Source organism: Brevibacillus brevis (assembly GCF_900637055.1).
Taxonomy (GTDB): Bacteria; Bacillota; Bacilli; order Brevibacillales; family Brevibacillaceae; genus Brevibacillus; species Brevibacillus brevis.
Genome location: NZ_LR134338.1, coordinates 3,949,890 through 3,974,854, shown reverse-complemented (window position 1 = coordinate 3,974,854; position 24,965 = coordinate 3,949,890). Strand labels below are relative to the sequence as shown.

At 47.1% G+C, this 24,965-nt stretch carries 20 protein-coding genes; 11 read left to right on the top strand and 9 right to left on the bottom strand.

What is annotated here, in order from left to right; translation table 11 throughout:
• Positions 1–3 precede the first annotated feature (3 nt).
• Complete coding sequence (locus EL268_RS18965) at positions 4–1,569, top strand: acyl-CoA synthetase (protein WP_106652726.1); 1,566 nt, start codon at positions 4–6, stop codon at positions 1,567–1,569.
• A gap of 64 nt (positions 1,570–1,633) precedes the next feature.
• On the opposite strand, the gene EL268_RS18960 is transcribed toward EL268_RS18965, so the two are convergent.
• Complete coding sequence (locus EL268_RS18960; RefSeq protein ID WP_106653137.1) at positions 1,634–3,673, bottom strand: exo-beta-N-acetylmuramidase NamZ domain-containing protein; 2,040 nt, start codon at positions 3,671–3,673, stop codon at positions 1,634–1,636.
• Between the two features lie 223 nt (positions 3,674–3,896).
• Between EL268_RS18960 and EL268_RS18955 the strand changes: the two genes are divergently transcribed.
• The 7 genes from EL268_RS18955 to EL268_RS18925 all read left to right on the top strand — a co-directional run bounded on the left by EL268_RS18955 (position 3,897) and on the right by EL268_RS18925 (position 12,543).
• Positions 3,897–4,724, top strand: coding sequence for a copper amine oxidase N-terminal domain-containing protein (locus EL268_RS18955; RefSeq protein ID WP_106652727.1), 828 nt, complete (start codon positions 3,897–3,899; stop codon positions 4,722–4,724).
• A gap of 75 nt (positions 4,725–4,799) precedes the next feature.
• Complete coding sequence (locus EL268_RS18950) at positions 4,800–5,414, top strand: YhcN/YlaJ family sporulation lipoprotein (RefSeq protein WP_232030575.1); 615 nt, start codon at positions 4,800–4,802, stop codon at positions 5,412–5,414.
• Positions 5,415–5,536: 122 nt separating this feature from the next.
• A complete protein-coding gene (locus EL268_RS18945; protein WP_106652729.1) occupies positions 5,537–8,743 on the top strand; it encodes an AfsR/SARP family transcriptional regulator in 3,207 nt (1,068 codons plus the stop codon).
• A gap of 129 nt (positions 8,744–8,872) precedes the next feature.
• On the top strand, positions 8,873–9,451 hold the full coding sequence (locus tag EL268_RS18940; RefSeq protein WP_048032323.1) for a TetR/AcrR family transcriptional regulator: 579 nt from the start codon (positions 8,873–8,875) through the stop codon (positions 9,449–9,451).
• Between the two features lie 35 nt (positions 9,452–9,486).
• Positions 9,487–10,677: an HlyD family secretion protein gene (locus EL268_RS18935; protein ID WP_106652730.1), complete on the top strand. Its 1,191-nt coding sequence runs from the start codon at positions 9,487–9,489 to the stop codon at positions 10,675–10,677.
• On the top strand, positions 10,667–11,845 hold the full coding sequence (locus EL268_RS18930; RefSeq protein WP_106652731.1) for an ABC transporter permease: 1,179 nt from the start codon (positions 10,667–10,669) through the stop codon (positions 11,843–11,845). Before EL268_RS18935 ends, EL268_RS18930 begins: the two co-directional genes overlap by 11 nt.
• A 185-nt stretch (positions 11,846–12,030) precedes the next feature.
• Positions 12,031–12,543, top strand: a complete 513-nt coding sequence (locus EL268_RS18925) for a DUF3907 family protein (RefSeq protein WP_106652732.1) — start codon at positions 12,031–12,033, stop codon at positions 12,541–12,543.
• 124 nt (positions 12,544–12,667) lie between these two features.
• On the opposite strand, the gene EL268_RS18920 is transcribed toward EL268_RS18925, so the two are convergent.
• The 5 genes from EL268_RS18920 to EL268_RS18900 form a co-directional block, all read right to left on the bottom strand.
• Positions 12,668–14,068: a S8 family peptidase gene (locus tag EL268_RS18920; protein ID WP_106652733.1), complete on the bottom strand. Its 1,401-nt coding sequence runs from the start codon at positions 14,066–14,068 to the stop codon at positions 12,668–12,670.
• Between the two features lie 84 nt (positions 14,069–14,152).
• Positions 14,153–14,923, bottom strand: a complete 771-nt coding sequence (locus EL268_RS18915; RefSeq protein WP_106652734.1) for a Cof-type HAD-IIB family hydrolase — start codon at positions 14,921–14,923, stop codon at positions 14,153–14,155.
• Between the two features lie 112 nt (positions 14,924–15,035).
• Positions 15,036–16,151: an ABC transporter ATP-binding protein gene (locus EL268_RS18910; protein ID WP_106652735.1), complete on the bottom strand. Its 1,116-nt coding sequence runs from the start codon at positions 16,149–16,151 to the stop codon at positions 15,036–15,038.
• 112 nt (positions 16,152–16,263) lie between these two features.
• Positions 16,264–17,271 carry a PucR family transcriptional regulator gene (locus EL268_RS18905; protein ID WP_106652736.1) on the bottom strand — a complete coding sequence of 336 codons (1,008 nt, stop codon included), beginning with the start codon at positions 17,269–17,271 and terminating at the stop codon, positions 16,264–16,266.
• A gap of 42 nt (positions 17,272–17,313) precedes the next feature.
• Positions 17,314–18,213: a metallophosphoesterase gene (locus tag EL268_RS18900; RefSeq protein WP_106653138.1), complete on the bottom strand. Its 900-nt coding sequence runs from the start codon at positions 18,211–18,213 to the stop codon at positions 17,314–17,316.
• A gap of 161 nt (positions 18,214–18,374) precedes the next feature.
• Between EL268_RS18900 and acsA the strand changes: the two genes are divergently transcribed.
• Positions 18,375–20,090: an acetate--CoA ligase gene (acsA, locus tag EL268_RS18895; protein WP_106653139.1), complete on the top strand. Its 1,716-nt coding sequence runs from the start codon at positions 18,375–18,377 to the stop codon at positions 20,088–20,090.
• Positions 20,091–20,140: 50 nt separating this feature from the next.
• On the opposite strand, the gene EL268_RS18890 is transcribed toward acsA, so the two are convergent.
• The 3 genes from EL268_RS18890 to EL268_RS18880 form a co-directional block, all read right to left on the bottom strand.
• Complete coding sequence (locus EL268_RS18890) at positions 20,141–21,160, bottom strand: cation diffusion facilitator family transporter (RefSeq protein ID WP_106652737.1); 1,020 nt, start codon at positions 21,158–21,160, stop codon at positions 20,141–20,143.
• A gap of 30 nt (positions 21,161–21,190) precedes the next feature.
• Complete coding sequence (locus EL268_RS18885; RefSeq protein ID WP_106652738.1) at positions 21,191–22,231, bottom strand: flavin-containing monooxygenase; 1,041 nt, start codon at positions 22,229–22,231, stop codon at positions 21,191–21,193.
• A 143-nt stretch (positions 22,232–22,374) separates the two neighbouring features.
• A complete protein-coding gene (locus EL268_RS18880; protein ID WP_106652739.1) occupies positions 22,375–22,788 on the bottom strand; it encodes an ArsR/SmtB family transcription factor in 414 nt (137 codons plus the stop codon).
• Between the two features lie 229 nt (positions 22,789–23,017).
• On the opposite strand from EL268_RS18880, the gene EL268_RS18875 reads away from it, so the two are divergent.
• Entirely contained in the window at positions 23,018–23,944 is a 927-nt protein-coding gene (locus tag EL268_RS18875) for a permease (RefSeq protein ID WP_429791276.1), read from the top strand.
• A 10-nt stretch (positions 23,945–23,954) separates the two neighbouring features.
• On the top strand, positions 23,955–24,953 hold the full coding sequence (locus tag EL268_RS18870; RefSeq protein WP_106652741.1) for a TIGR03943 family putative permease subunit: 999 nt from the start codon (positions 23,955–23,957) through the stop codon (positions 24,951–24,953).
• The last annotated feature ends 12 nt before the right edge of the window (positions 24,954–24,965 follow it).

The following is a 24,965-nucleotide window of genomic DNA, read 5'->3' as shown; positions in this document are numbered from 1 at the left end:
TGCATGCTCGAAGCGCAAAGGGTTCGTAGAAATGCACTTGGCGATATTTTGCGAAGAAGTCGTGGGCGAAATCCTGATAAGCCTGCCCTGTACTTTGAGGAAGAAGTATTGACCTACACGCAGCTTGATCAGCTTGCAAATAAGACGGCTCATACGCTTCTTTCAATAGGCTTGCAAAAAGGGGAGCGGGTAGCAGTCCTGTCACGCAACTCGATGGATTTTGCGATTCTGAACTTTGGACTAGCGAAAGCAGGAGTCATCATGGTACCGATCAACTTCATGTTGAATAAGGAAGATGTCGCCTATATTTTCGGGCATGCGGAAGTGAGTGCGTGCTTCGTTGCTCCCGAATTCCTGCAGCTCGCTCAAGATGGACTCCAATTAGCTGGAATTTCCCCCAAGCTGCTTTCCCTCATGTCCAAACCAGCAGTACAAGCAGGGGAATGGTTGCCTTTTCGCACGCTGATTGAAGCGGCAGACAATCATGAGCCTGAAGTAGACATAGTGGACGAAGATGTTGTGCAAATTTTGTATACGAGTGGAACAGAATCAAAGCCAAAGGGCGTTATGCTCACTCATAAAAGCATCATCTCCGAATATGTCAGCACGATTATCGAAGGCGGGATGACGCAGGATGATGTGGCTGTTCACGCACTTCCCTTGTTCCATAGTGCGCAGCTTCATTGCTTTTTGGGACCGTACGTGTACCTAGGTGGGAGCGGAATTATTTTGGAACAGGCAACACCTGCGTTGATGCTGCAAACGGTAGAGGCGTACAAGGCTACTCAGTTGTTTTGTCCGCCAACTGTGTGGATTGCTTTACTGCGTTCTCCTGATTTTGCCGTGCGTAATTTGAGTTCTTTGCAAAAGTGCTACTATGGTGCGGCAATCATGCCAGTAGAAGTGTTAAAAGAGCTCGGTCAACGCCTTCCGAACGCACAGTTTTACAATTTTTACGGGCAGACGGAAGTGGCGCCATTAGCAACTGTTTTGCCACCGAAGGATCAGATGAGAAAAGCAGGCTCTGCAGGCAAGCCAGCGTTAAATGTGGAAACAAAAATCGTCGATGATGATGGAAATGAAGTCCCTCGTGGAAGTGTTGGTGAGATTGTACACAGGACCAGTCATGCGATGCTGGGGTATTTCCGAGATGAGGAAAAGACACAGGCTGCCTTCCAGGGAGGGTGGTTTCACAGCGGGGATTTGGGCATTATGGATGAAGAAGGCTATATCACGGTCGTTGATCGGAAAAAGGATATGATTAAATCGGGGGGAGAGAACGTAGCAAGCAGGGAGGTTGAGGAGCTTATTTATCAACATCCGAAAGTGTCTGAGGTCGCAGTGATCGGAGTTCCCCATCCGTATTGGATCGAAGCAGTAACGGCTGTGGTTGTGCCAAAAGCAGGTGAGTTACTGACTGCTGACGAGATGCTTGCTTTTTGCAAAGACCGTCTTTCCTCCTTCAAAGCACCTAAGTATGTAGTGATTGCCGACAATCTTCCAAGAAACCCTAGCGGAAAAATTTTGAAAAGAGAGCTGCGCCTCCGCTACGAAACACTGACGACTTAGCTAGTCACAAGGTTCAAGCACAGAAAACCCGCTCTGTTAAGGAGCGGGTTTTTTGCTGCTGCAATTATTTTACATTGGAAACAGTCGGACGATCGGCTTGAATGACTTCAAAACGATAGCCTTTTTCTTTCAAGTACGAAATGATTTCGGGGAGAGCCTCAGCCGTTGGCGACTTGGTGCTGGAATCATGCATCAAGACGACGATTTCTTTTTGTGACTTTACTTGCTGCTTTATATTGGCTAGTGTTTGAGCGGCTGTATATTTGTTGCTTCTTGCATCGCCGTTTGTTACATTCCAGTCGATAAACGTATAGCCACGTTGTTTCGCCTCTGCTTTGATCGCCTGCATGACTGTATGCTGCTTGTTATAACGTTTGGGATCTTGATATTTCAAGCTGACGGTATTCGTACTGCCACCTGGATAGCGGAAAACGGCTGGTTTTACGCCGGTTGCTTTTTCGATCATTTGACTGCCTTTTTCCAGGTCTGCAAAAAAGCTCTCCATATTTTTGTAAACCAGCTGATAATTATGGGAATACGAATGTCCTCCCAACGCGTGCCCTTCAGCTACAATCCTTTTGAGAATGGCCTCATGACCAGCTACCTCACGGCCTACAATAAAGAAGGTGGCTTTGACTTGATGCGCTTTCAGCGTATCCAAAACGCGTGGAGTTACAGAAGATGGTCCATCGTCAAAGGTTAAATAAGCGATCTTTTCAGAAGACTTCGGTGTCTGAGGGATCGGTTTTGTAGCTGGTTCAGGGTTCTTCGTTTGATTGGTCGTTCCATTATTATTGCCAGGCTTCGGTGGAGTCGGTGTCTCTGGCTTTCCTGGTTTGGATGGTTTTGGTTGTACTGGTTGCTTTGGTTGTTCTGGGTGTTTCTGTTGAATAGGCTGCATCGGGATAAACGGTTCATCGCCATAGATCAAATATTTTTGCCGCAGCTCTACAAATTTCTTAAGATCCGCTTGATAGGAGGAAACAATCTCCTGCGGGGATTTGCCTTGTTCGAGAAGCAGGCCGATTTTGTTGGTACCCATCACCTTGTCGAACATGGCGATTTGCTTACTCGTACTTTTTGGCACAGGGAATGGCTGCAATTGCTTGGCATAAGCCAGCGCGTAAATACCTGTTTTTGCCGGGTTAAACTGATGTAGATCGTTGATCTGAAGGCGTACGCCCCCAGCAGTTCCTTTATTCTCAGGAATAAAGATGACGCCAGGTAGAAGACTTCCATTTAACAGATCGGCATACTTGTGCGAATCTAGACCTTCTGCCCCGATCCAGGTGAAATGGTCGCCTTGACGAATGGGTGTACCCTCACCCAAACCAGTTGCCATATACCCAAAAACCGAGGTCAAGCTAGGGATGTGCGGTGAACTCGGAATCCAGGCCAAGCCCGTCTGTTGATAAATCATATTGCGTGTATACCCTTGCATCGGAACGACGGTAAGATCTACACCAATGGTACGGTTGAAAAACAATGCCAGCTCTCCGATGGTCATGCCATGTGCAAGCGGGAGGGTATCCACTCCGAAAAAGGAGCGGTAAGGCAGTTCAACTACAGGCCCCTCGACAATTGCTCCGCCGAGTGGATTCGGTCGATCCAGTACTATTACTTCTTTTCCTTGTTCCTTTGCAGCTGTCATGGCGTATTGCAAGGTAGATATGTATGTGTAGGTTCTCGATCCGATATCCTGCAAATCGACGAGAAGAATATCAATGTCTTTCAGCATTTCTGGTGTCGGCTTGCGAGTTGATCCAGACAAGCCGTAGACCGGTATTGCGTAGACGGGATGAACAAAGCTCGTTACTTGTTTTCCGGCGACCGTTTTTCCGTCGAGGCCGTGTTCAGGTGCATAGAGAGCGGTTAAATGGACGGAGCGATCACGTCGTAACATGTCGATCGTGCTAACCATTTGACTGTTCAGACCTGTTTGATTCGTAATCAACCCGACTTTTTTTCCTTCAATGAGATGGTGGAACTGATTGAACAGTACATCACTTCCCAATTGGATGGCAGTCGTATTGGCGGAGCTACCTACTGGGGGAATTAAGGTTAAGATAAGTGCCAGGATGAGGAAAGGGAGAAATTTGTTCATCATTCATTGCCTCTTTCAAGATAAAATACTGTCGCTTCTTGTCTATTGTAACGGTTTTGGAAAGCAAGATGGTTGCATTTTTGTAACAATTTGAAATTAGGTCAAAAGTAGGAGGAAAAAATAACGAGAAAGAGGAGAGGTACTAGGAAAGAACGATCTTTTGAAAGGGAGATTGCAGGAAATTCTTGAAACAGCCTTCAGCCTATAGTAGATTAAGAATCGTGTGAACCTTTTTGGAAATGGAGTGAATGTTTTGCTAAAAAAAGTAACCTCATTACTGCTAGCGATCGCCCTGGTACCAATGGCAGCATTTTCTGCAGCGGCAGCGCCTGCAACTGTAGCGCCTAAAGCAGCACAGACTGCTGTTAAAGTGGAGTACAATAAAAAACAAATTGCGTTTCCTGACCAAGCACCTATTATCAGCCAGGGGCGTACACTGGTTCCGATTCGTCCGATTGCAGAGAGTCTTGGTTTTGAAGTGCAGTGGAACGAACTTACTCGTACCGTAACGATTAATAAAGGGAAAGATAACATCAGACTGGTCGTTACACAAAAAATTGCCAAGAAAAATGGACAAACGATCAACCTGGACGTGCCTGCACAGATTGTGAACAAGCGTACTGTAGTACCTGTTCGTTTTATTGCGGAAGCGCTGAGCTACAAAGTAGATTGGGATCCAAAAACTCAAACGGTTTTGATTGCAGATGTGAACCCTAATCAAGTTGGACAACAGGAAAAACCAAAAGATCCGACGAAACCAGCAACAGACGAGAAAAAGCCTGAGCAGGTTGCATATATTGACAAGGAAAGTGTTGAAGGTAAGACCTTTTCTTTAGCCAATTTGGGAGTGTACCAAATCGTCGGTAAAGTAGAACCTGGAACAGAAGTTACCGTTACGTTGGAAGACAAAACATACGAAGTTGAAGTAACGGCTGAAGGTACTTTTGAATTTTACCAATCCACGAATGATGGAATCAGAAGCTACACTCTCCATGCTGAAAAAGACGGCAAAAAAGATACATTTGAAGGTGACTTCAATAAGACGAATTAAGGCAGCTACTTCCTGAGTAAGAACACCTCCTGCACATCACACTAAGTGCAAGGAGGTGTTTTTGTTGTGAGACGAATGAGTGGGAGTATCGTTGCTGTGCTCCTGTTTGCCGGCTTGCTGACAGGGTGTTCGCCTAACAAAGAACAGGGCACCGAAGATCAGAACGGAAATCAGGCCAAATTTGAATCTCTCGGGATTAACTTCCAGAACGATAACGTCGCTAGGGACAAAGGACCGGCAGCCATGATTAGCCAAAAGATGGTCCATCAGCGAGAGCCGCAGCTTGTGACGCACTTGGAAGGGCATGCGGAAAAGCTGCCAGGTGTAGCCGATATCAAGGTGTTAGCGTACAAGGATAACTTGATCGTAGGTGTGCTTCCAGTCGATACACCAAAGCCTGACGAAGTCAATCCACGGACATCGATCCCGTATACGCCTGGTAAAATTGTGCGAGTCGATAATGGACATCCGGATTCGCTGCATAGACGTGTTGTGGATCGGATGAGGTCGCGCTTGCAGGCGGAAACACGCTTCAACATTTTGTACGTGACTACCAATCGGGCTGTTTATGACCGAGTTGCAGATTTGCATTCTCGAATTACGAACGGAGAGCACATCAGTGACGAAGAATTCCAAGTCCTGTTAAATGATATTGGCTATACAGTCATTGGCTATAATTTAGTGGATTGACAGAGCGCCACCTGGACTCCCGGGTGGGCTTTTTGTCGATAAAGGGTTAAATGGCAGGAGAATAGTTAGAAATGGGGAAATAGTCAAAGAAGAGCAGGAGAACGGCAAGGAGTGCACATGCTATGATTCCAATCCACATCCCTATATCCAAAATAACTCCTCCAGGACAGAAGCCATATGTCTTGCGGCGACCTGCATTGGCGAAAAAATTGCGTCTGTTGAAATATACGCAGCTTTGTCTCATTCATGCAGGGACAGGCTATGGAAAAACGACTTCTCTGGCTACATTTCTACATGATGAAGCACTGGGTGCGTCTTGGTATACCATCCAGGATGGAGACGATGCCCTTCTTGCGTTCGTCATCTGTCTCGTCGAAAGCGTTCGTCAGGCTCATTCCGATTTTGGACAGGTATTGCGAGAGCAGCTTATACGTATCACAGAGCAAAGTCCAGTGCCCCCCATAGACAACAAGGTACTGGTCGACTGGTTCGTCGGGGAATGCGTACAGCTTCAGGCGGACCACATACTTGTTTTGGATCATTACCAACGAATTGGTAACGGGAGTGACGTCGATCGATTTGTTCAACGGTTAGCCGAGGCTCTTCCACAAAAGGTCAAGCTGGTCATCTTAACACGCTCTCGACCGAAATGGTCCAATCTCGACTTGTTGTCCGCAAGAGGAGAGTGTCTGGAACTTACAACAAATGACCTTTCTTTTACGCTGGAGGAGAGTGAAGCCTTTTATTCCGATCAATACGACATCACACTGTCCGACGACGATTGGGGTCGTGTCGAAGAGGTGGCACAAGGCTGGGTAATGGCGCTGCGCACCTTTGGTGAAATGGTAACGAGGGGGCAGACGGTTTCTGACAGTCTGCGTGAGCTATCGCGATTGCTGCATTTGCTGGAAGTGGAAGTCTGGACACAGCTGGATGCAGGTATGCAGCGCTTTTTGATGGAGGCAGCGGTTCTGGAACAATTCGATCTGGAGGATTGCAAGCAAATACTCGGGGAAGGATGCATGGACTATCTGCTGGAAGCACAGCGCTGTAATCTTTTTCTTCACGTCCATGCAGGATCTCATTATTCCTTTCACCCGCTTTTCCAGCGTCTCCTGTCTAGCAAGCTGGCTGCGAATCAAGCGACATACGTGCATGTCAATCAAAAGGCCGCAGGATGGTACAGACGTAAAGGAGACGAGGCAAAAGCATTTGGACGGTTGCGTCTCGTCGAGCAGTGGGAGGTGCTGGGTGAATGGCTGTGCCAAGCATCGGAAAGGTTGCTGCAAGCAGGGAAGCTGGACTTTTTATATGAGTGGATAACGCTGTTACCGGAGCACATCAAGAGCGAACAGCATTGGCTGTTGTTTTATCAGGGCGAAGTGGAACGCTATCGCTGTCTATATGCGAAGGCCTTTTCTTCTTATGAGCAATTTTTGAAACAATGTGAACACAAGCAAGATCAAATCGGGTTGTGCCGCGGGTTGGAAGGGCAAGCACGCGTTCATCTCGACAGCGTACAAGGCGTCCGGGCAGAAGAACTGCTCAAGAGGGCGATTCAACTTTTGCCCCCATTTGAGCAAGAGAATGAAATGGCGCCGAGGCTGTACCGCTTGCTGGCAGAAATTTATACGAATCGCGGAGATGCCAAACAGGCGGCAGCTTGGTACGAACGGAGTCAGGAATTAGAGCAGCAGACGGAGGTTGAGCTGGAATCACGCTTGTTGTTTCGTACTGGCCGATTGCAGTCCTCCATTCAGCTCTTGGAGAGCAAGTGGCAGGTAGAGCAGATGAAGCATCCTCCGCTGACCAGATCGTATCGGGAAACCTCATTGCTGCTATCTTTTGTGTATGCATTGAATGGCGAATGGGAGCGAGGGTGGGAATCCGCAGAAACTGCCATACAACTCGGACGAGCAGCGCATTCCCCTTTTGTAGAGGCAAATGGCTATGTTAGAAAAGCCCATGCGGCCCTCATCAGTCAAACATTATCTACGGACGAGATTCGCCAGCTTTATGAAAAAGGTTTGCAAATCATGGAGGAGCTCCAGTCGACACGCGGAAAGTCAGAAACGCTTCTGGGACTAACCCTGCTACACGCAAGAGAAAAGGCACTCGACCAAGCCCTTTTATATGGCAACAGGGGGATACAAGAGACTGGGGCAATGCGCGACGACTGGTTAGGCAGTCTGGTACGCATGGCGATTGGGATTGCTTATGCCAAATACGGGAAAGAAGAGGAAGCGTGGGCTACCTTTATCGATTGTGCCGACCGACTTAGTCACTGCGGGGATAGCTACAGTGTCGTTATTTGCCAATTATGGCTGAGCTTCTTGGCTTATCGTAAAAAACAATGGGATTTGTTCGTTCCTGCGGTGACACAAGCTCTGTCCTTGATGAAGTCCGGTGAATATCAATTCCTTCTGCAGCGACCAACCCTGCTTACACCACATGATGTCCAGCAGCTTATGCCGATTCTGATTGAGGCAGAGCGCCGAAAGGTATCGCCGGATTACGTCTCCCAGCTGTTAAATGATTTGGGCTTGCAAAACGTGACATTCCACCCCGGCTATACCCTTCGTATTCAGACGCTGGGCGCATTCCGTGTATGGCTGGGAGAGCGGGAGCTGAGCGAAAAGGCATGGCAGCGTGGGACGGCCAAGCTGTTGTTTCAGCTTTTATTGACGAAGAGACATCATTTGTTAGCCCGGGAAGAAATCATGAACCGACTTTGGCCAGACAGTGTCGAGGAAGCGGCAATCCGCGATTTTAAAGTGTCACTGAATGCGTTGAACAAAGCCCTTGAGCCAGATCGTGCTGCCAGAACAGATACATTCTTCATTCAACGCCATGGCAGCTCTTACGGTTTTAACCTGGCATCGGGCTACCATATGGACGTCGAGGAGTTCGAGAAGCTCGTAACCCTGGGCTTGGCAGAATCAGATCAGCGTCAGGGCGCCATTCTTTTGGAAAAAGGGCTTGCGTATTACTTGGGCGATTACATGCCGGAATGCCGTTATGAGGATTGGTGTGTAGAAGAGCGTGAGAGAGTGCAGTCGCTGTTTTTACGCGGAGCAGAGAGGTTAGCCAAAATCATGCTAGAGAATGGGCAATTGGAAAAAACAATCCGCTGGTGTGAAGCCATTCTGCGGATGGACGATTGCTGGGAGGAGTCGTACCGTTTACTTATGACTGCGTATTATCAGCAAAATAATCGGACACAGGCCATTCGCTGGTACGAAAAATGTGTAGCAAAACTGAGCGAGAACCTCGGGGTCGCACCAATGCCTGCAACCATAGAGACTTACCTTCAAATTATAGAGAAGTAAAAGATCGCCCACAAAGCGATCTTTTTTTTGTACATAGAAGGAATGGCCGCTTGACAAAACTAGGAAGTATTCGTAATATAATCTTTGTACTGACCAGTCAGTTCAAAAAATCGAAAGGGGACAGGAGTGATGGCACCATCAAAAAAAGATCAAATTGCGAATGGAGCTTTAACCGCATTTGCCCAATTGGGATATAGCGAAACGACCATGGATGCAATCGCGGAAATGGCGCAGGTGGCAAAAGGAACACTCTATTATCACTTTTCCACAAAGGAAGAGCTGTTTTTGTACGTGATAGAAAAAGGCGTGAAGATGCTGATTTACCATGTAGATAATGTAATGCAAAATGAAGAGCTTTCCTTGGAGGATCGCATTCTGAATGTGCTGGATGAGCATCTTCGCTTCTTTTCCGAGAATCAAGATTTGTGTTTCCTCTTGCTGAGTGCGTTCTCAGGAGATGGACAGCGCGACAGGATGGTTGGCAATCTGTTAGGCGGCTATTTCAGCACGATGGAGTCACACATGCTGGAACTGCAGCAGCAAGGGTATATCCGGGCGGATATCGATATTCGCACACTTGCTTCCGCCCTGTTTGGCATGGTTGGTTTTACTGTGCTTCGCAAGCAATTTCGCAAAGAGCCAGTGAACAGTGCCGCAGATAAACAGACGCTTCGTTATATGCTTTCAGGAATGTTTCAAACCAAATAACGTCTAGAGAAACGTAAAACAAGAGGAGAAGACAGATGAATAAACGTGCATGGATCGGTGTAGGTAGCTTTGTAGTCAGCATTGCAGTACTTGGAACCGTATTGTTTGGTTCAAATGTAAGTAGCATGGCTGGTCAGAATACAACAAAATTAGCAGGTGTAATCGAGGGAACAGAGGTAGACCTCTCTTTTAAAATGGGCGGTTCCATCGAACAGCTCTCACTAAAAGAAGGAGACGAAGTAAAAGCAGGGCAAGTAGTTGCCACGCTAAACAGCGCGGAAATCCTTGCGAAGAAAGAACAGGCTGAAGCTGCTTACAGGCTCTCACTCGTCAAACTTGATCAGGCGAAAAAAGGAGTATCAGTGACGGATAACTCCAGCAATGCCCAAGTCGACCAAGCAAAAGCAGCAGTCAACTCGGCGCAAGCCCAGCTTGACGCGAACAAAAATGGAGCGCGTTCAGAAGAAATTACGCAGCTCAAAGCGAAATTACAAGCAGCACAAACTTCGAATCAAATTGCTGCGACGAATTTGGAACGCATGAAAAAATTAATGGCAGAAGGTGCCGTTCCACAAGTGAAAGTGGAAGAGGCGCAGATGCAAGCAGATAAGGCGCAAGCGGAGTTTAAAGCAGCAGAAGAGCAGTTGAAAATGGCTCAAACTGGATCGCGCAAAGAGCAGGTCGATGCCGCACAAGCACAATTGGATCAAGCAAAAGCTGCATACAACCAAGCTGTCGCAGGGAGAGGTCAAGTAGGCTTGAAGGAGTTGGATGTTAAATCCGCAGAAGCGAACGTCATGCAGGCAAAAGGTGCGCTGGCAGAAATGGAAGCCTATGTGAACAACACCAAGCTGACAGCTCCAGTAGACGGTATTGTAAAATCAGTTGCCGTTCAAAAGGGCGAGCTGGTTTCGCAAGGCTTTACCGTTTTGACGATCCAAACGAAATCAGACAACTATGTCAAATTTTATGTGAATGAATACATGCTTGCGAATGTGAAAACAGGCGATCAAGTGAAATTGTTTGTCCCAGCCCTGAACAGAGAAGTAGACGCCAAAGTGGTTACCGTAGCTCCTGCTGCTGACTTTGCCGTAAAAAAAGCGACACAAGAACTCGGTGATCGTGACATTCGATCCTTCCAGGTGAAGCTGCTGGTGTCCGATCCGGAATTGCGTCCAGGCCTGACGGTTGAGTGGCAACTTGAAGGAGCTGGTAATGGTGAATAGTTTCTCTCACCTGTTCTGGAGCGAATGGAAAAATCTTTTTGCAAACAAGACCATTCGTAATATTCTCTTCCTGGTTCCGTTGATTTATTTGACGATGTTCGGCTTTCTGTACAGTGAGAAAAAAGTGATGGAGATCCCTACTGTGATGGTGGATGCCGATCAAACCGAATTGAGTCGTGAGCTCTATCGCGCCTTTGAGGTCGATCATACATTTCGGATCACGTCTATTGTAGGAACAGAAGAAGAAGCAATGAAACTGGTTGACAAGGGCGAAGCGAATATCGCCCTGATCATTCCTGCTGGCTTAGAAAAGGATGTGAAGGCTGGGAGAGAGGCAGAGGTACTGACTGTTATCGACGGCAGTAACATCATGATTTCGAATACGGCAGTACGAGCAGCGAATACAGCCATTAAGTCTGTTTCGGCAGGAACTACGCTGAAGAAGATGGAAGCACTTGGCGGCTGGGGAGAAGAAGGGAAAAACATGTTTACGGGTATCGACTATCGATACAGAGTGTTGTATAACCCGACCTTCAGCTATCTGTCCTTCATGGTATTCGGACTTGCAGGTACAGTGCTTCAGCAAGTGCTGTTCCTCGGAATCGTATTGTCGGTTGCCCAACAAAAAGAAGAGGGTACCTGGAGGGATACACTCTCTCGCCATAGCTTCTTCGCGATTACGGCGAGCAAATTATTGCCGTACTTTCTGGCAGGAACCCTCAACATGTTCCTGGCGTTTACACTGATGTTAAAAGGTTTTGCTATCCCTTATTACGGAAGCACGTTTGACCTGATGCTACTGGCTACTATGTTTAACTTGGCGGTGTTGGCTATCGGTTATGCCATCTCCTTTGTGTCCAGCAGCCAGCTCCAGGCTACTCAGATCGGGATGATGATTGCAGTACCTTCGTTCATGTTATCTGGCTATACTTGGCCACTCATGTCGATGCCGACCGGGATTGTCGCGATTGCAAAATCTTTGCCGCTGACGTATTTCTTGAATGGTGTCAGAGAAATCTTGACGAAGGGACATGGTCTGTCAGCTGTCAGGAACGACTTTGTCGTTCTCGGCTTCATGACACTCATCGGGTTGTTCGCAGCCTATCTCATTTATTTGTTGCAGATAAGGAAAATGAAGGGGAAAGTTAGTGAGCAAACGGCGGTATAAATAGCGATGGCATCGGATAACTGGGCTGCGCCAAAGCTTTGGCGTAGCCTTATTTGCGCTTATACGATGTTCCCTATCATCTTGTCATGCAATTTGGTTGTATAAAAATAACCCTTGTGTAATAAATAATCTTTCCTTTATACTTATTATAAAAAAGGCAGATTCTTCAACATTAGGGGGACTTTATGTCAGCGACTCATCTAAAGCAATTGTGCGAAGAGACGTACACCAAGTTGAAAAAGATCAGCATGGAAGTGGAACGTTTTTTGAATCAGGTTACCCTAGCTGGTCTTGTATCCGCGTCAGGTGATCCTGAAGAATTTGAAACGTATTACCGTAAATATCTTTCCGACTTGCGCCACCTTTTGGTCTACTGCGAAAATGCATACGAAAGGCTGGGAGTATCCCTCCGGCGTGCACGATTTCATGAGGAGTTTGCCGAGGAAGTATTGTATCAGGTATACCATACCTGTATAAATAACTTCTATTATCCCAAAGGTGAGGTTTACGAAGAAGATGGGCGGTTGGCCTATACAGGTCAGGACTGTATCATTTTCCGCAAGCAGGTCATCCCTGAATTGCAGCAGTTGACCTTGTCCCTGTCCAGAGTGTTCGAACCGATGCGTAATGATTTGCAGTATTACGAGACAGACTATATTGCGAAAAAACAGATGCAACAAGAAAAAACACGAGCTTAAAAGATTCGTGCTCCTATATAAAGCGAAAAAAAGGTGGAATCGACCACCTTTTTTCTTTTTGTGCTTTTTTCTCGATTAGCGTACGAACCCAGAATCAGTTCGTACGCCTTTTAGTTCACTGAACTCATTGCCCACCGAAGCGAAGCCGTTGAAAGAACTTATTGAGCAAACCGCCTATTGTTTGTGGCGGTTGTTCCGTTTTAAGTTGCTCGGCCGGCTTGGCTTGGCGAAGGGCCTGGTTCACATTGATTATACCGTACCCATATAACCGATCGTGACCAGGAGCACCGAGGTCAGTCGAGGATTGTCTAATAAGATTCATCACGTCTTTGGTATTCATATTGGGATGAATGGAACGGATGAGCGAAGCGAGTGCAGCGACATGAGGGCATGCCATTGAAGTGCCTGATAGAGAGGCGTAGTCGCTATAAATGTACGTGCTCGGAATATCGACCCCGGGAGCAGATACATCCACATAATCACCAAAGTTGGAAAAATCGGCGCGTTCCTTACGGTGATCAACAGCAGCAACAGCAATGACTTCATCATAGGCAGCAGGATAGCTAGGCTGATCACTCGCATCGTTTCCGGAAGCCGCGACTAAGACGACATTTTTATCAAAGGCATAGCGACAAGCTTCCCGCAGAGCAGCAGAGGAGGTATAATTGCCCACACTCAAGTTGATGACATCCGCTCCGTTATCTGTCGCCCAATAAATGCCTTGTGCAATGTCCACGGCTGATCCTGAACCGTCTGCGCCAATGGCTTTGATCGGCATGAGCTTGCTATTCCAGGACATCCCGGCAATGCCATCAGCGTTGTTCGTTTTCGCGGCAATGACACCCGATACGTGCGTTCCATGACCATTATCATCCTGAGGGGTGTTACTGCCATCTAAAACGTTGTAGCCTTTGACCAGCTTACCAGCAAATTCTGGATGCTTCATATCAATACCTGTATCGACGACGGCAACGGTAACATCACTGCTGCCTTCACTGACGTCCCAGCTTTGTTCCATGCCGATCAGAGAAAGATTCCACTGGTAATCATTATAGTACGTATCGTTAGGCTTCACATTGGGGAGTAGGAGATAATTCGGTTCGGCATATACCGAGTCAGGGTGTTCAGCCAGTTTTTTCATGAGCTGCTTGGTGGTTAAGCTCTTTGATTTGATAATGAGAAATTTGTCAAAATCACGTTTAATCTTGGCATCTAACGAAGAAACGAGTTGATTAATTTTTTCTTGCTTGGGGCGTGGTGAAAAGCGCACGACGACTTCATTTTCTACATAATGACTGCGGTCACGCTGGTTATGATGAAGCGTTTGAATATGGCTTTTTTTCTCCAAGTCACGACGAATGTCTTTCACCTGTTCAATGTAGTTAATCCGGGGAATTCTCGCCTGAAGCGATGTCACGTGGGGATGAGGTTCGCGCATTTCCTGCTCTGCATTCTGATTCATCCGATACGGGACAGCTACGAGACCGACCAAGGCAATCGCGGCAACAAAAGGCCAGACGCGCAAAAAACTCACTCCCTCCAGTGCTGTTATCTATATCGTGCACATGAAGGGAGTGATTATGAAGGAAATAGCTTACAGTTAACGTGACTAGATTAAACCAAGCGTAGCTAAGCCATGTTGGATGCCACTGTCGTTTACGTGGCGCGTAATCATGTTGGCGAACGGCTTTAATTCTTCATGAGCATTACCCATCGCTACCCCCATGCCAACATAGGAAAGCATCTCTTTGTCGTTCAATCCGTCTCCAAAGGCAACAGCATCCGCAGGAGATAGTCCAAAATGTTTCAAGACGGCTTCAATTCCTTTTGCCTTGGAGCCGTTTGGGGGCAAAATATCCATGCAGTGTTCATGCCAACGAATGTAAGAGACGTCATGGAATTCACCCGTGTATCTCGATTCATCAGCGCCACAGTAGAGAAATGCTTGATAAATCGGCGTTTCCTCCCAGTAGCGATGGCGATACGCTGGGTATTCCAGTCCCAACCAATCAAAAGACTCGATGATATGGGGGTGGTCCATCGCATTGGCATAGAAGTGATCTGCACTCAAAAATACCATGGGATGGGAATGACCCTCAGCCATTTGTTCGAGCTTTGCCAATGTATCTGTAGCAATTGGCGTGTGATGGATGATCTTCCCTTCGCTCTTCACATACGACCCGTTAAAGCCCACGAATGTCTCAATGCCCAGTTGCTCAGCGATTGGCATCAAATGATAAGGAGCTCGGCCGGTTGCGATCGCGACATGGACACCGTTTTGTTTTAATGTTTGTACGGCGTCCACCGTTGTTTGTGGAATGATGTGATCGGTGTTCAGTAAGGTTCCGTCAATGTCAAAAAAGACGATTTGATAAGCCACTTCATATCCGCTCCTCTCCACGCTATCTCTCTAGGTGTTCTCTCTATAAAGGTTTTGGCACAAAAAAATAGGAAAAGGAATGCCGGATGGGACACTCCTTCTCACGTCGCTATTAGAATACAGCTACATCTGTCTCGCTGTCAAATACATGACATTTGGCAAGATCCATCGCTAGTTTTACCTTCATCTTTGGTTTTAGGGCTTCACGAGAATCTACACGCGCTACCATCTGGGTATCCCCGATATTGTGGAAATAGACGTACAATTCGGAGCCCATATTTTCTACGACTTCCACTTCTGCTTCCAGCAAGCTCTCAAATGGATTTGCTTCCATAAAAGAGGCGTCACTGTAAATATCCTCAGGGCGAATACCAAAAATAACCTGCTTATTTATATAACCTTTTTCCCGTAAAGTCTTGGCTTTATCTTCTGGGAAGCGTACATGAATATTTTGCGCATCAAAATAGAGTGCCCCGTCTTTCTCGGAAAGATTCCCTTTTACAAAGTTCATCGCGGGGGAGCCAATGAAGCTCGCTACAAACAGATTGACTGGATGATTGTAGATTTCAGTCGGGGTTGCCACCTGTTGGATGAGGCCGTCCTTCATGACGACGATCCGATCTCCCATGGTCATGGCTTCCGTTTGATCGTGCGTCACATAAATGATCGTCGTATTCAAGCGTTGATGCAGTTTCAAAATTTCCGTACGCATTTGTACACGCAGCTTCGCATCGAGGTTGGACAACGGTTCATCCATCAAAAATACTTGGGGCTCACGAACAATCGCACGACCCAATGCGACACGCTGTCTTTGTCCCCCCGACAGCGCTTTTGGCTTGCGGTCTAGCAAATGCGAAATATCGAGGATTCGAGCTGCATCTTGAATTCGCTTATCAATATCGGATTTGGAGAATTTGCGCAATTTCAGGCCGAAAGCCATATTTTCGTACACATTCATGTGCGGATAGAGAGCATAGCTTTGAAAAACCATGGCGATGTCGCGATCTTTGGGAGCCACATCGTTGACACGGCGATCGCCTATGTATAAATCACCCTCCGAAATCTCTTCCAGACCTGCAATCATGCGCAGCGTGGTAGATTTTCCACAACCAGATGGTCCGACTAGAACGAGGAATTCGCGATCTTGAATTTCCAAGTGAAAATCGTCAACTGCCGTAACGTTGTTTCCATATCGTTTATAAATGTGGGAAAGACTTACCTTTGCCATGAAAAAGGCACCTCCTCGGGTTTGTGAAGAGAGCATAATCTTGGATGACTGTAATGGTAGGGTACCAATTCACTTGCAAGATGGATACGGACAGTATATACGAAATGTTTTGTTAATTTTGACGAAAGAGAAGGTATAGCTGCAGCATGACGGCATCAGGAAACAATCGCGGGTCTAATCCAGTTTGTTCCGTCAGCTTGTCCAATCGATACAACAGTGTATTCCGGTGAAGGAAAAGCTGCCGGGCTGTATCACTTACATTCAATTGTCTGGCGAACAACGTATCTAATGTTTCCAGCTGTTCCTCTGTCATGTGCGGAACGGTTATGACAGCGGCCAGCTCGTTGGCGATTGCAGCTGCTATTTCTTTGGGGAGAGAAGCTGCCCATCGTTCTAATGGATAAGACCAATCTCCAGCGACCATCATCTGTGGCCGATAAGATTGAAGGGCACGAGTGAGTGATAATTGACGTACAAGAGTGTCACCCAACGCAAGTGGACTCGTGATTGGCGACCCGACAATAAGGCGAACGGGTTCCATCCATTCCATCGAAATCAGATCATGCAGGCCAGATGCCCACTCCAAAAGCTCAGAAGCCGTTTTTTGGTGATCGAGCATGGAGACAGGGACGATGAGAAGGGCATGTGTTTGTGTCAACGGAATGAAATCGGGTACTCCTTCAAAAAAATCTTGCAACAAGGGCTGCAAGGAATCCCATTCTCCCGGGCGATCTGATCTGCATCGCTCCAATAAAAAGGAGACGCGCGCTTCTTTCCACGGCCATTTTGCTTCCAGCTGAGCAGGGATCGCTACAGGGGAGCCAGAGACAATGCCCGAAAGCCAATTGGATATCTGTTTGGGGAGAGGAAGCGTTGCTGGATCATCCACATGAGGAAAAATCAGATCCAACAACGCTCGGGCTGAAGAATGCCACGATGCCGTTTCGATAAGGATCAATGTCATCACACTGTTGCTCGAATGGAGGGCAACTTGCTCCCAGCCTTTTTCTACCCAATCCTGCAGGGCTTGTGCTGCTTTTGTTTGTGAGACTTGTACATATTCGATAGGTAAATTTGTCGCTTGTCGGATGTGCTCGACATCTCTCTTCCATTTTTCCACAAGGTGACCCCCATCTCGACACGAAAGTAAGGCCATTATACCTTAGTCGAGGGCGAGCGTGGCAGCTGTTTCTTGTAGAGCCGGGGCTGGAACGGCCATCTCGTTACATGGAGCATCACTGCCCAGTACATGCAAAGTTATCTCAGGACGGGAACGCAGACGGATGTTTACTCCTGTTTGTCCCAGACCCTCACTGATATAAAAGAGACGACCATCCATCTCGTGAAGACCTTTTACCATGTTCAGCTTCGGCAGTTTCCCCATCGTTGCAAGATGAAAGGGGCGAGGCCAATGGATCTGCCCTCCGTGAAAATGTCCTGACAGCAAATAATCGTAAGCATACTCTTTCATATGCAAAACTATATTAGGATCATGAGTCAAGACGAGCCTTGCTCCCGTTTCGGGTACACCTGAAAACGACTTGGTCAAGTGGCTGTGACGGGTACTGAAATCATCCACACCAATAATGTGCAACGGTTGTCCCTTGTGATAGACCGTTTCATTTTGGTTGATCAAAACACGACAGCCAATTCGCTCAAGCTCAGATTTTAGCTGCGCGAGCTTTTGAGGCGAGAGGACATAATCATGGTTGCCAAAAACAACAAAAGTTCCTAGTGCTGGATTTAGCTGCTGAACGGTTTGCACAAAAGAAACAGCCTTCGGAATGTTTTTTTGTCGATCAAGCAAATCTCCAGTAATTGCTATCAGGTCCACCTGACGATCCGAGAAATCAGCGACAACTTGTTCGGGTTTTACCGACAAATTTTCCATGTGCAAATCAGACAAATGCAGTATCGAAATCGGCTCAAAATCATGAGGATTTTGAATGCGCAAAGACTTTTGCAAAGCGACGGTTACATCCTTTATTTGAACATCAAATGTATTGCGATAGGCTCGAAAAAGCAACAAGGCGATAGCCCCAAGCAAAATAAGCCAGATCATCATGGTAAGCCATCTCCTTCGCGATAAGAATACAATCATTATACAAGAAAATGTTCGCAATCGAATAAGTAGGTTCTGGCAGGAGGAATTATGCAAAAAATGTAGAAATATTATGAATGTTGCGTAGTGAGAAAAATGATCTAGAGTGGGAGAGTGAAGACATGAACGTGGAGAAAATTCCAGCAACGGAAGGCCCTTTTAATTTGGAAAATTATGACGAAGCATATGCGAATTTTGATTGGGCAGATGTAGAGAAACAGTTTTCTTGGTATGAGACCGGGAAAGTAAACATGGTATATGAAGCCATTGATCGACATCTCGCTACTGATCGGAAAGACAAAATCGCTTTGATGTACAGCAATGCGACGAGAGACGAGACCTATACCTTCGCGCAATTAAGCGAGCTATCCAATAAATTCGGAAATGTTTTGCGGAATTTGGGTATTGGAAAAGGGGACCGCGTTTTCGTCTTTATGCCGCGTTCGCCGGAGCTTTATGTAAGCGTTTTAGGAACGATCAAGGTTGGCGCAATCGTAGGACCTCTGTTCGAAGCGTTCATGGAAGCGGCAGTGCGTGATCGCTTGGAAAATAGCGAAGCAATTGCGATCGTAACGACACCAGCACTCTTGCCACGCATTCCCGTAAATGACCTGCCTGCGCTAAAACACGTAATTGTTGTAGGAGCAGAAGAGGAGCTAAAAGAAGGTCACATCAGCTTTGAAAAAGCGATGGAAGAAGCCTCCTCCGAGCTGGAAATCGAATGGGTTGATCGTGAGGATGGAATGATCCTCCATTACACCTCAGGCTCGACGGGCAAGCCAAAGGGTGTTCTGCATGTTCACAATGCCATGATCCAGCATTACCAGACTGGGAAGTGGATTCTCGATTTGAAAGAGGATGACGTTTATTGGTGCACAGCAGACCCAGGCTGGGTAACAGGTACTTCTTATGGCATTTTTTCACCGTGGTTGAATGGAGCGACTATCGTCGTACGTGGTGGACGTTTCACTCCCGAAGACTGGTATAAAGTCATTGAGAAAAACAAAGTATCGATATGGTTCAGTGCTCCAACTACGTTCCGCATGTTCATGGGGGCAGGGGATGAACTCGTCAAGCAGTTTGACTTATCCAGTCTGCGTCATGTCCTGAGCGTTGGCGAACCACTCAATCCAGAAGTCGTTCACTGGGGCATGCGCGTGTTTAATCAACGCATTCACGACAACTGGTGGATGACGGAAACAGGCGCTCAGCTGATTTCTAACTATCGCTGTATGGCAATCAAGCCTGGATCGATGGGCAAGCCGTTCCCAGGTATTTATGCAGCGATTATCGATGACCGTGGTAACGAACTGCCGCCGAATCGTATGGGGAACCTGGCAATTCGTAAGGGCTGGCCGGCCATGATGAGACAGATCTGGAACAACCCAGCGAAGTACGAAGAATATTTCAGCATCCCAGGCTGGTACGTATCCGGAGATTCAGCATACAAGGATGAAGAAGGCTACTTCTGGTTCCAAGGCCGTATTGATGATGTGATCAATACTTCCGGTGAGCGAGTCGGTCCGTTTGAAGTAGAGAGCAAGCTCGTGGAGCATCCAGCAGTAGCAGAAGCGGGTGTCATCGGCAAACCAGATCCGGTTCGTGGTGAAATTATCAAGGCATTCATCTCACTGCGAGCAGGTTATGAGCCAAGTGAGGCGTTGATGGAGGAAATCCGCAAGTATGTAAAGGAAGGACTGGCTGCACATGCTGCTCCTCGCGAAATCGAATTCCGCGACAAGCTGCCAAAAACACGTTCCGGAAAAATCATGCGCCGCGTCTTGAAAGCGTGGGAATTAGGTCTTCCGACTGGTGACCTGTCTACCATGGAAGATTAATCACAAAGTAAAACCATCTCTCGAAAATATCGGGAGATGGTTTTCTTTTGTTAGGAATGGCTATGTTGCTTATGATCATGCGGATGGGCGTGGTCATGGTCATGGTCATGATCGTGGTCATGATCGTGGTCATGGGAATCGGATGTTGCCTGGCAATGTAAGTCACTGTGTGTAGTAGACGAGTTCTCAATTTGGATGGTAGCGTGTGTAATGCCGAATTCTTTTTCCAAAAGGGCCAGCGCGTCATTTAACACAGGGTAGCTGGGCAAATCGTCCTCAACAACGAGGTGGCATGTCAGAGAATCAAATCCGGAAGTAACCGTCCAAATGTGGAGGTCATGCACTTTGATAACTCCTGATAGCTGACTGAGTCGCTCTTCCACTTTTGTTGTATCCAGCCGTGAAGGAGCGCCTTCCAGCAAAATATTGACGGATTCTTTCGTTACGCGCCATGCGCTCAGCATGATCAGGATCGCTACGACGATACTGATGATCGGGTCGGCAATGTACCAGCCAAATGCCCACATCAAGATACCGCCCGCGATTGCACCTACGGAACCGAGAAGATCGCCGAGAACGTGAAGATAGGCACTGCGTACATTAACGTTATTTTTGGTATCACCACGCATGAGTACAAAGGCTGCAGCAATATTTGCCAAGAGACCTACACTGGCGATGAGGATCATGGAGCCACTGGCAACCTCAGGCGGATTCCACATGCGTTGGAATCCTTCCCAGAAAATGAACAAGGAAATCAAAACAAGTGTCACACCATTGGTCAGTGCAGCCAATATTTCAAAGCGTTTCATCCCGAATGTTCTCTTTGCCGAAGGTGGCCGTGCAGCGAAATGAACAGCGATCAAGCTCAACAGTAGCGCTAATGCATCGCTTAACATATGCCCAGCATCAGAGAGCAATGCCAAACTATTGGTGAGGAAGCCCCCGATGGTTTCTACAACCAAAAATACAGCAATAATGAGGAAAGAAATGAGAAGAGCTCGTTTGCTGGCTCCTTTTCCATGGTGATGATGATCGTGACCATCTCCATGATCGTGATGGTGAAAGCCCATGATTGTGTCCTCCTAATAAAAGAATCATATTTATAGATGCTCTGCTAAATAAAGCGCGTCATTCCCTACACCGCCCATAAGTGCTGATCCTCGTGTATGCTGCCAGGGCAGCCCGAGAAAGGATAGGCCAGAAACTTTTGTTATCCCTCGATGATGAATCGGTCGGCCATGGGAATCGAGCACATTAGGAACATTTAGCCAATCGTAGTTCGGTCGAAAGCCGGTAGCCCACAATATGTTGTTGACCGTTGCTTGTGTTCCATCCGCAAAAGTAGCGGTATTTCCGTTCACTTGTACTGCTCGGGAAACCAATCGCAATGCTCCGGTTCTGGACAGTTCGCGGACCTGTTTTTTGTAACCGAATATCGGATCAGGTGCTTGACTCATTTTTTGTCCAAGCCAGCTGGAGCGGGGGGCATCGAGTAACCCGAGTGCCTTCATGTAATCAAATATAGGTTTTCCAAAAATAAAGAGCGGCAAGTAAGAACGTGATTCTCCTTGTGAAAAAACAACGGGGCGATGAGCGGCGAGCTCTACTGCAATTTGTGCCCCAGAATTGCCGCTGCCCACGACGAGGACAGGACCGTCAATGAGTTGGCTTTCATTTTTATACTGTTCGGTGTGCCATTGACGAATGGTACGGTCCAAGCTGTTTGCGATAGCCGGGATATAGGGTGTATGAAAGGGACCCGTAGCTATCACTACCTGGTTCGCAAAGAGCATGCTGTCTGGTGTCCGAACCTGAAATCTAGATCCGGTATGGCTTAGTTCCAAAACGGTTGTACCCAGCATGACTGGCAATTCGAAATGTTTCGCGTACAATTCCAGATAGTCTGCTGCATCGTCTTTGTTTGGGAGTGTATGCGGCTCTCCTGGGAAAGCGAGACCAGGTAGATGATTATATTTGCGTGGTGTAAAAAGTACGAGTGAATCGTACCGCTGCCGCCAACTATCACCGATCCGTTTGTTTTGCTCCAAGATGACAAAGCGGCGATTTTTACGCTTGAGTGCATATCCGAGAGCAAGTCCTGCCTGTCCTCCGCCAATTATGATGACGTCATAGTCGTTCATGATTTGGGCCTTCTTTCCAGTAAGGGTTAACTAAATCATACCACATTCATTATTATATTCAAGTAATTATTTGAATGTTTGTTGAGCATCAGCAAAAAAAGGCCGTCACTCATAGTGACGGACCAGTATAAAATCCAGTGGATTTACGGTTTTGATTGCTTCAATTCGGCAGCATGCTCAATACCACACATGATTAAATGACGGACATGATCATCATCGAGTGAGTAATAGACGAGCTTGCCGTTTTTGCGGTACCGGGCGAGGCCCATGTTTTTTAGCAAGCGCAGATGGTGAGAGGTATTGGGGATCGAACTATTGATGGTTGCTGCGACATCACAAACGCATAGCTCTCCTTCAAGTGCAAGCGCGTAAATGATTTTTGCTCGCGTATCGTCTGCGAGAGCCTTGAAGAGAGGGGCGACACCTTCCGTTTCCATCATTCTGGGGCGAAGCCTGTTTACTTTATCTTCATCGATCGTTTGTACTTCACAAACCTCTAGATCAGTGGGAATGCGCTGAATGTCTTCACTCACTTCATTCACCCCGAACCGTTCCATTTTTCACCATTATAAGACGGAAAAAGGGGGAAGGGAAGGCTGTACAACCTGTTCATCTTGAAAAAAAGTATAAGGACAAGAAGGAAATTTAAATGTCTGTATATAAATAGGAATGATACCTATTTGTAAAAAGAGAGGAGAGAACTCCCACTTGATTCTGAAGATTCGCCAATTCCTGTTTGAAATAATCGGGGCGCTCCTGCTTGGACTAAGTGTCGTTTGGTTATCAATGGGCAGAGACAGCAGCTGGTTTTCCGGTTGGAGAATAGAGTGGTCCCCTTTGTGGCTTGATGTGAAAACCTTTTTCCTGAGTATTTGGCTGGAAGCAATCCCGTTTGTCCTCTTGGGTGTATTCTTTTCTGCGTTTATCCAGACGTTTGTGACAGAAGAGCAGGTGAGGCGCTGGACACCGAAGCATCCACTCGTGGCCCTGCCGTTTGCCGGATTGCTCGGGTTTTTGTTCCCCGTATGTGAATGTGCGATTATCCCAGTGGTTCGTCGCTTGATTCAAAAAGGGATGCCGCTGTCAGTCGGGATTGTTTTCTTATTGGCTGGACCGATTGTGAATCCCGTTGTTTTGTCATCGACCTATGTCGCTTTCGCCCGTCAGCCGGAAATGGCTCTCTACCGGGGCATTGCGGGATTCGTTGTTGCGCTTATTGTAGGCATGCTTGTCTTCCTGTTTGTCAAAAAAAATCCGATACGGCATGGCATGGAATCGCAAATCAGTCATGAAGCCGACCATGTGAAAGGGACGAGTGGAAAGCTGTCCTCGACATTTGCCCACGCGGTGGACGAATTTTTTGACATGGGAAAATATTTGTTGTTTGGTGCATTTATCAGCGCGCTTCTACAGGTATATATCAGCCGGGATACGCTCATGGACATTGGTCAAACACCACTCACCTCCAATTTGGTCATGATGGGGATGGCGTATTTGTTTTCGCTATGTTCAGAGGCAGATGCGTTTATCGCTGCTTCCTTTGCCAATACGTTTTCAAGCAGCTCGTTGCTTGCCTTTCTGGTGTTCGGTCCCATGCTCGATTTGAAAACGACGTTGATGCTATTTGGAACGTTTCGCTTTGGTTTTGTTGTCAAACTGGTCGTGGCTATTACGCTTTTGGTCATTTGCGTCACCATGCTTATACCGATGTAAGGAGGAAAATATGGATCAGAACAAATTGAAGCGTCATCATGTCATGCGCAGTCTGATATTGGCGGGCATTACAGCATTGTTGGCCTATTTGATCCTGTCGGAAACGCTCAGTCACTATCTCGCACCGCGTTTGCACATGTTCAGTTATGTCACGCTCGTCATTCTAGCCCTGTTGACAATTGTCAGCATACGTCAAATTTTTGTAGGCAGTAGCGTTTACGATTGCGATTGTGAGGAGCAGCACAAAGTACCGCGTACACCTATGGGCTCCCTTTTGGTTTATGGCTTGTTTGTGCTCCCCATTGTGATGGGATTTGTCATGCCGGATAAAATTCTTGGCAGCGATGTAGCCGAGAAGCGGGGGATCACGCTACTCAGCAATGATGTACGAAAGCTGGCGGATGTTACGGCGAACGCGAATGCAAATGCAAATGCAACAGAGAATGAGAAGCAGACAGCAGAGGTAAAAGAAGATGCCGAGCCAAACGTAGAAACACAGCCAGAGGCTACCAAGCAAGTAGCAACACCTCCGGTACAAGCGACAAACGACGAACAATTGCGGCAGCGATTCTCGAACGGGGGATTTGGTGACTTTTACACGGATATCGCCGTCTTTTTACATAAACAGCCAGTGATTAAGCTGGATGACAAAGTGTTCCTGGACGGTCTCACCACGATGGAGCTATATGCAAAAGAATTTGCTGGAAAAGAACTTGAGACGATGGGATTTGTATATCGGCAGCCTGATTTTACGAAGCAGCAGTTTGTCGTAGCGCGTTTTTCCGTCACCTGCTGTACAGCAGATTCCAGTGTTTATGGCGTACTGGTGGAAAAGGAGGACGCGAACAAATGGGCAAAAGACAGCTGGGTAAAAGTTCGCGGAAAGCTCGAGCTGCGTCAGGTAGACGGATACGACATGCTCGTTCTCAAAGCCTCTCAGGTTGAAGCTGTCTCCGCCCCGAAAGATCCTTATGTGTACTATAGCTTTGAAGCAGCACCAGACAGTTAAAATACGGGGGAA

What these genes read in the sequence shown, in the direction of transcription:
- EL268_RS18965 (WP_106652726.1), top strand. Translation starts at nt 4, where the DNA reads ATGCTCGAAGCGCAAAGGGTTCGTAGAAATGCACTTGGCGATATTTTG.
- EL268_RS18960 (WP_106653137.1), bottom strand. Translation starts at nt 3,673, where the DNA reads ATGAACAAATTTCTCCCTTTCCTCATCCTGGCACTTATCTTAACCTTA.
- EL268_RS18950 (WP_232030575.1), top strand. Translation starts at nt 4,800, where the DNA reads ATGAGTGGGAGTATCGTTGCTGTGCTCCTGTTTGCCGGCTTGCTGACA.
- EL268_RS18945 (WP_106652729.1), top strand. Translation starts at nt 5,537, where the DNA reads ATGATTCCAATCCACATCCCTATATCCAAAATAACTCCTCCAGGACAG.
- EL268_RS18940 (WP_048032323.1), top strand. Translation starts at nt 8,873, where the DNA reads ATGGCACCATCAAAAAAAGATCAAATTGCGAATGGAGCTTTAACCGCA.
- EL268_RS18935 (WP_106652730.1), top strand. Translation starts at nt 9,487, where the DNA reads ATGAATAAACGTGCATGGATCGGTGTAGGTAGCTTTGTAGTCAGCATT.
- EL268_RS18930 (WP_106652731.1), top strand. Translation starts at nt 10,667, where the DNA reads ATGGTGAATAGTTTCTCTCACCTGTTCTGGAGCGAATGGAAAAATCTT.
- EL268_RS18925 (WP_106652732.1), top strand. Translation starts at nt 12,031, where the DNA reads ATGTCAGCGACTCATCTAAAGCAATTGTGCGAAGAGACGTACACCAAG.
- EL268_RS18910 (WP_106652735.1), bottom strand. Translation starts at nt 16,151, where the DNA reads ATGGCAAAGGTAAGTCTTTCCCACATTTATAAACGATATGGAAACAAC.
- EL268_RS18900 (WP_106653138.1), bottom strand. Translation starts at nt 18,213, where the DNA reads ATGATCTGGCTTATTTTGCTTGGGGCTATCGCCTTGTTGCTTTTTCGA.
- acsA (WP_106653139.1), top strand. Translation starts at nt 18,375, where the DNA reads ATGAACGTGGAGAAAATTCCAGCAACGGAAGGCCCTTTTAATTTGGAA.
- EL268_RS18890 (WP_106652737.1), bottom strand. Translation starts at nt 21,160, where the DNA reads ATGGGCTTTCACCATCACGATCATGGAGATGGTCACGATCATCATCAC.
- EL268_RS18885 (WP_106652738.1), bottom strand. Translation starts at nt 22,231, where the DNA reads ATGAACGACTATGACGTCATCATAATTGGCGGAGGACAGGCAGGACTT.
- EL268_RS18880 (WP_106652739.1), bottom strand. Translation starts at nt 22,788, where the DNA reads ATGGAACGGTTCGGGGTGAATGAAGTGAGTGAAGACATTCAGCGCATT.
- EL268_RS18875 (WP_429791276.1), top strand. Translation starts at nt 23,018, where the DNA reads ATGGGCAGAGACAGCAGCTGGTTTTCCGGTTGGAGAATAGAGTGGTCC.
- EL268_RS18870 (WP_106652741.1), top strand. Translation starts at nt 23,955, where the DNA reads ATGGATCAGAACAAATTGAAGCGTCATCATGTCATGCGCAGTCTGATA.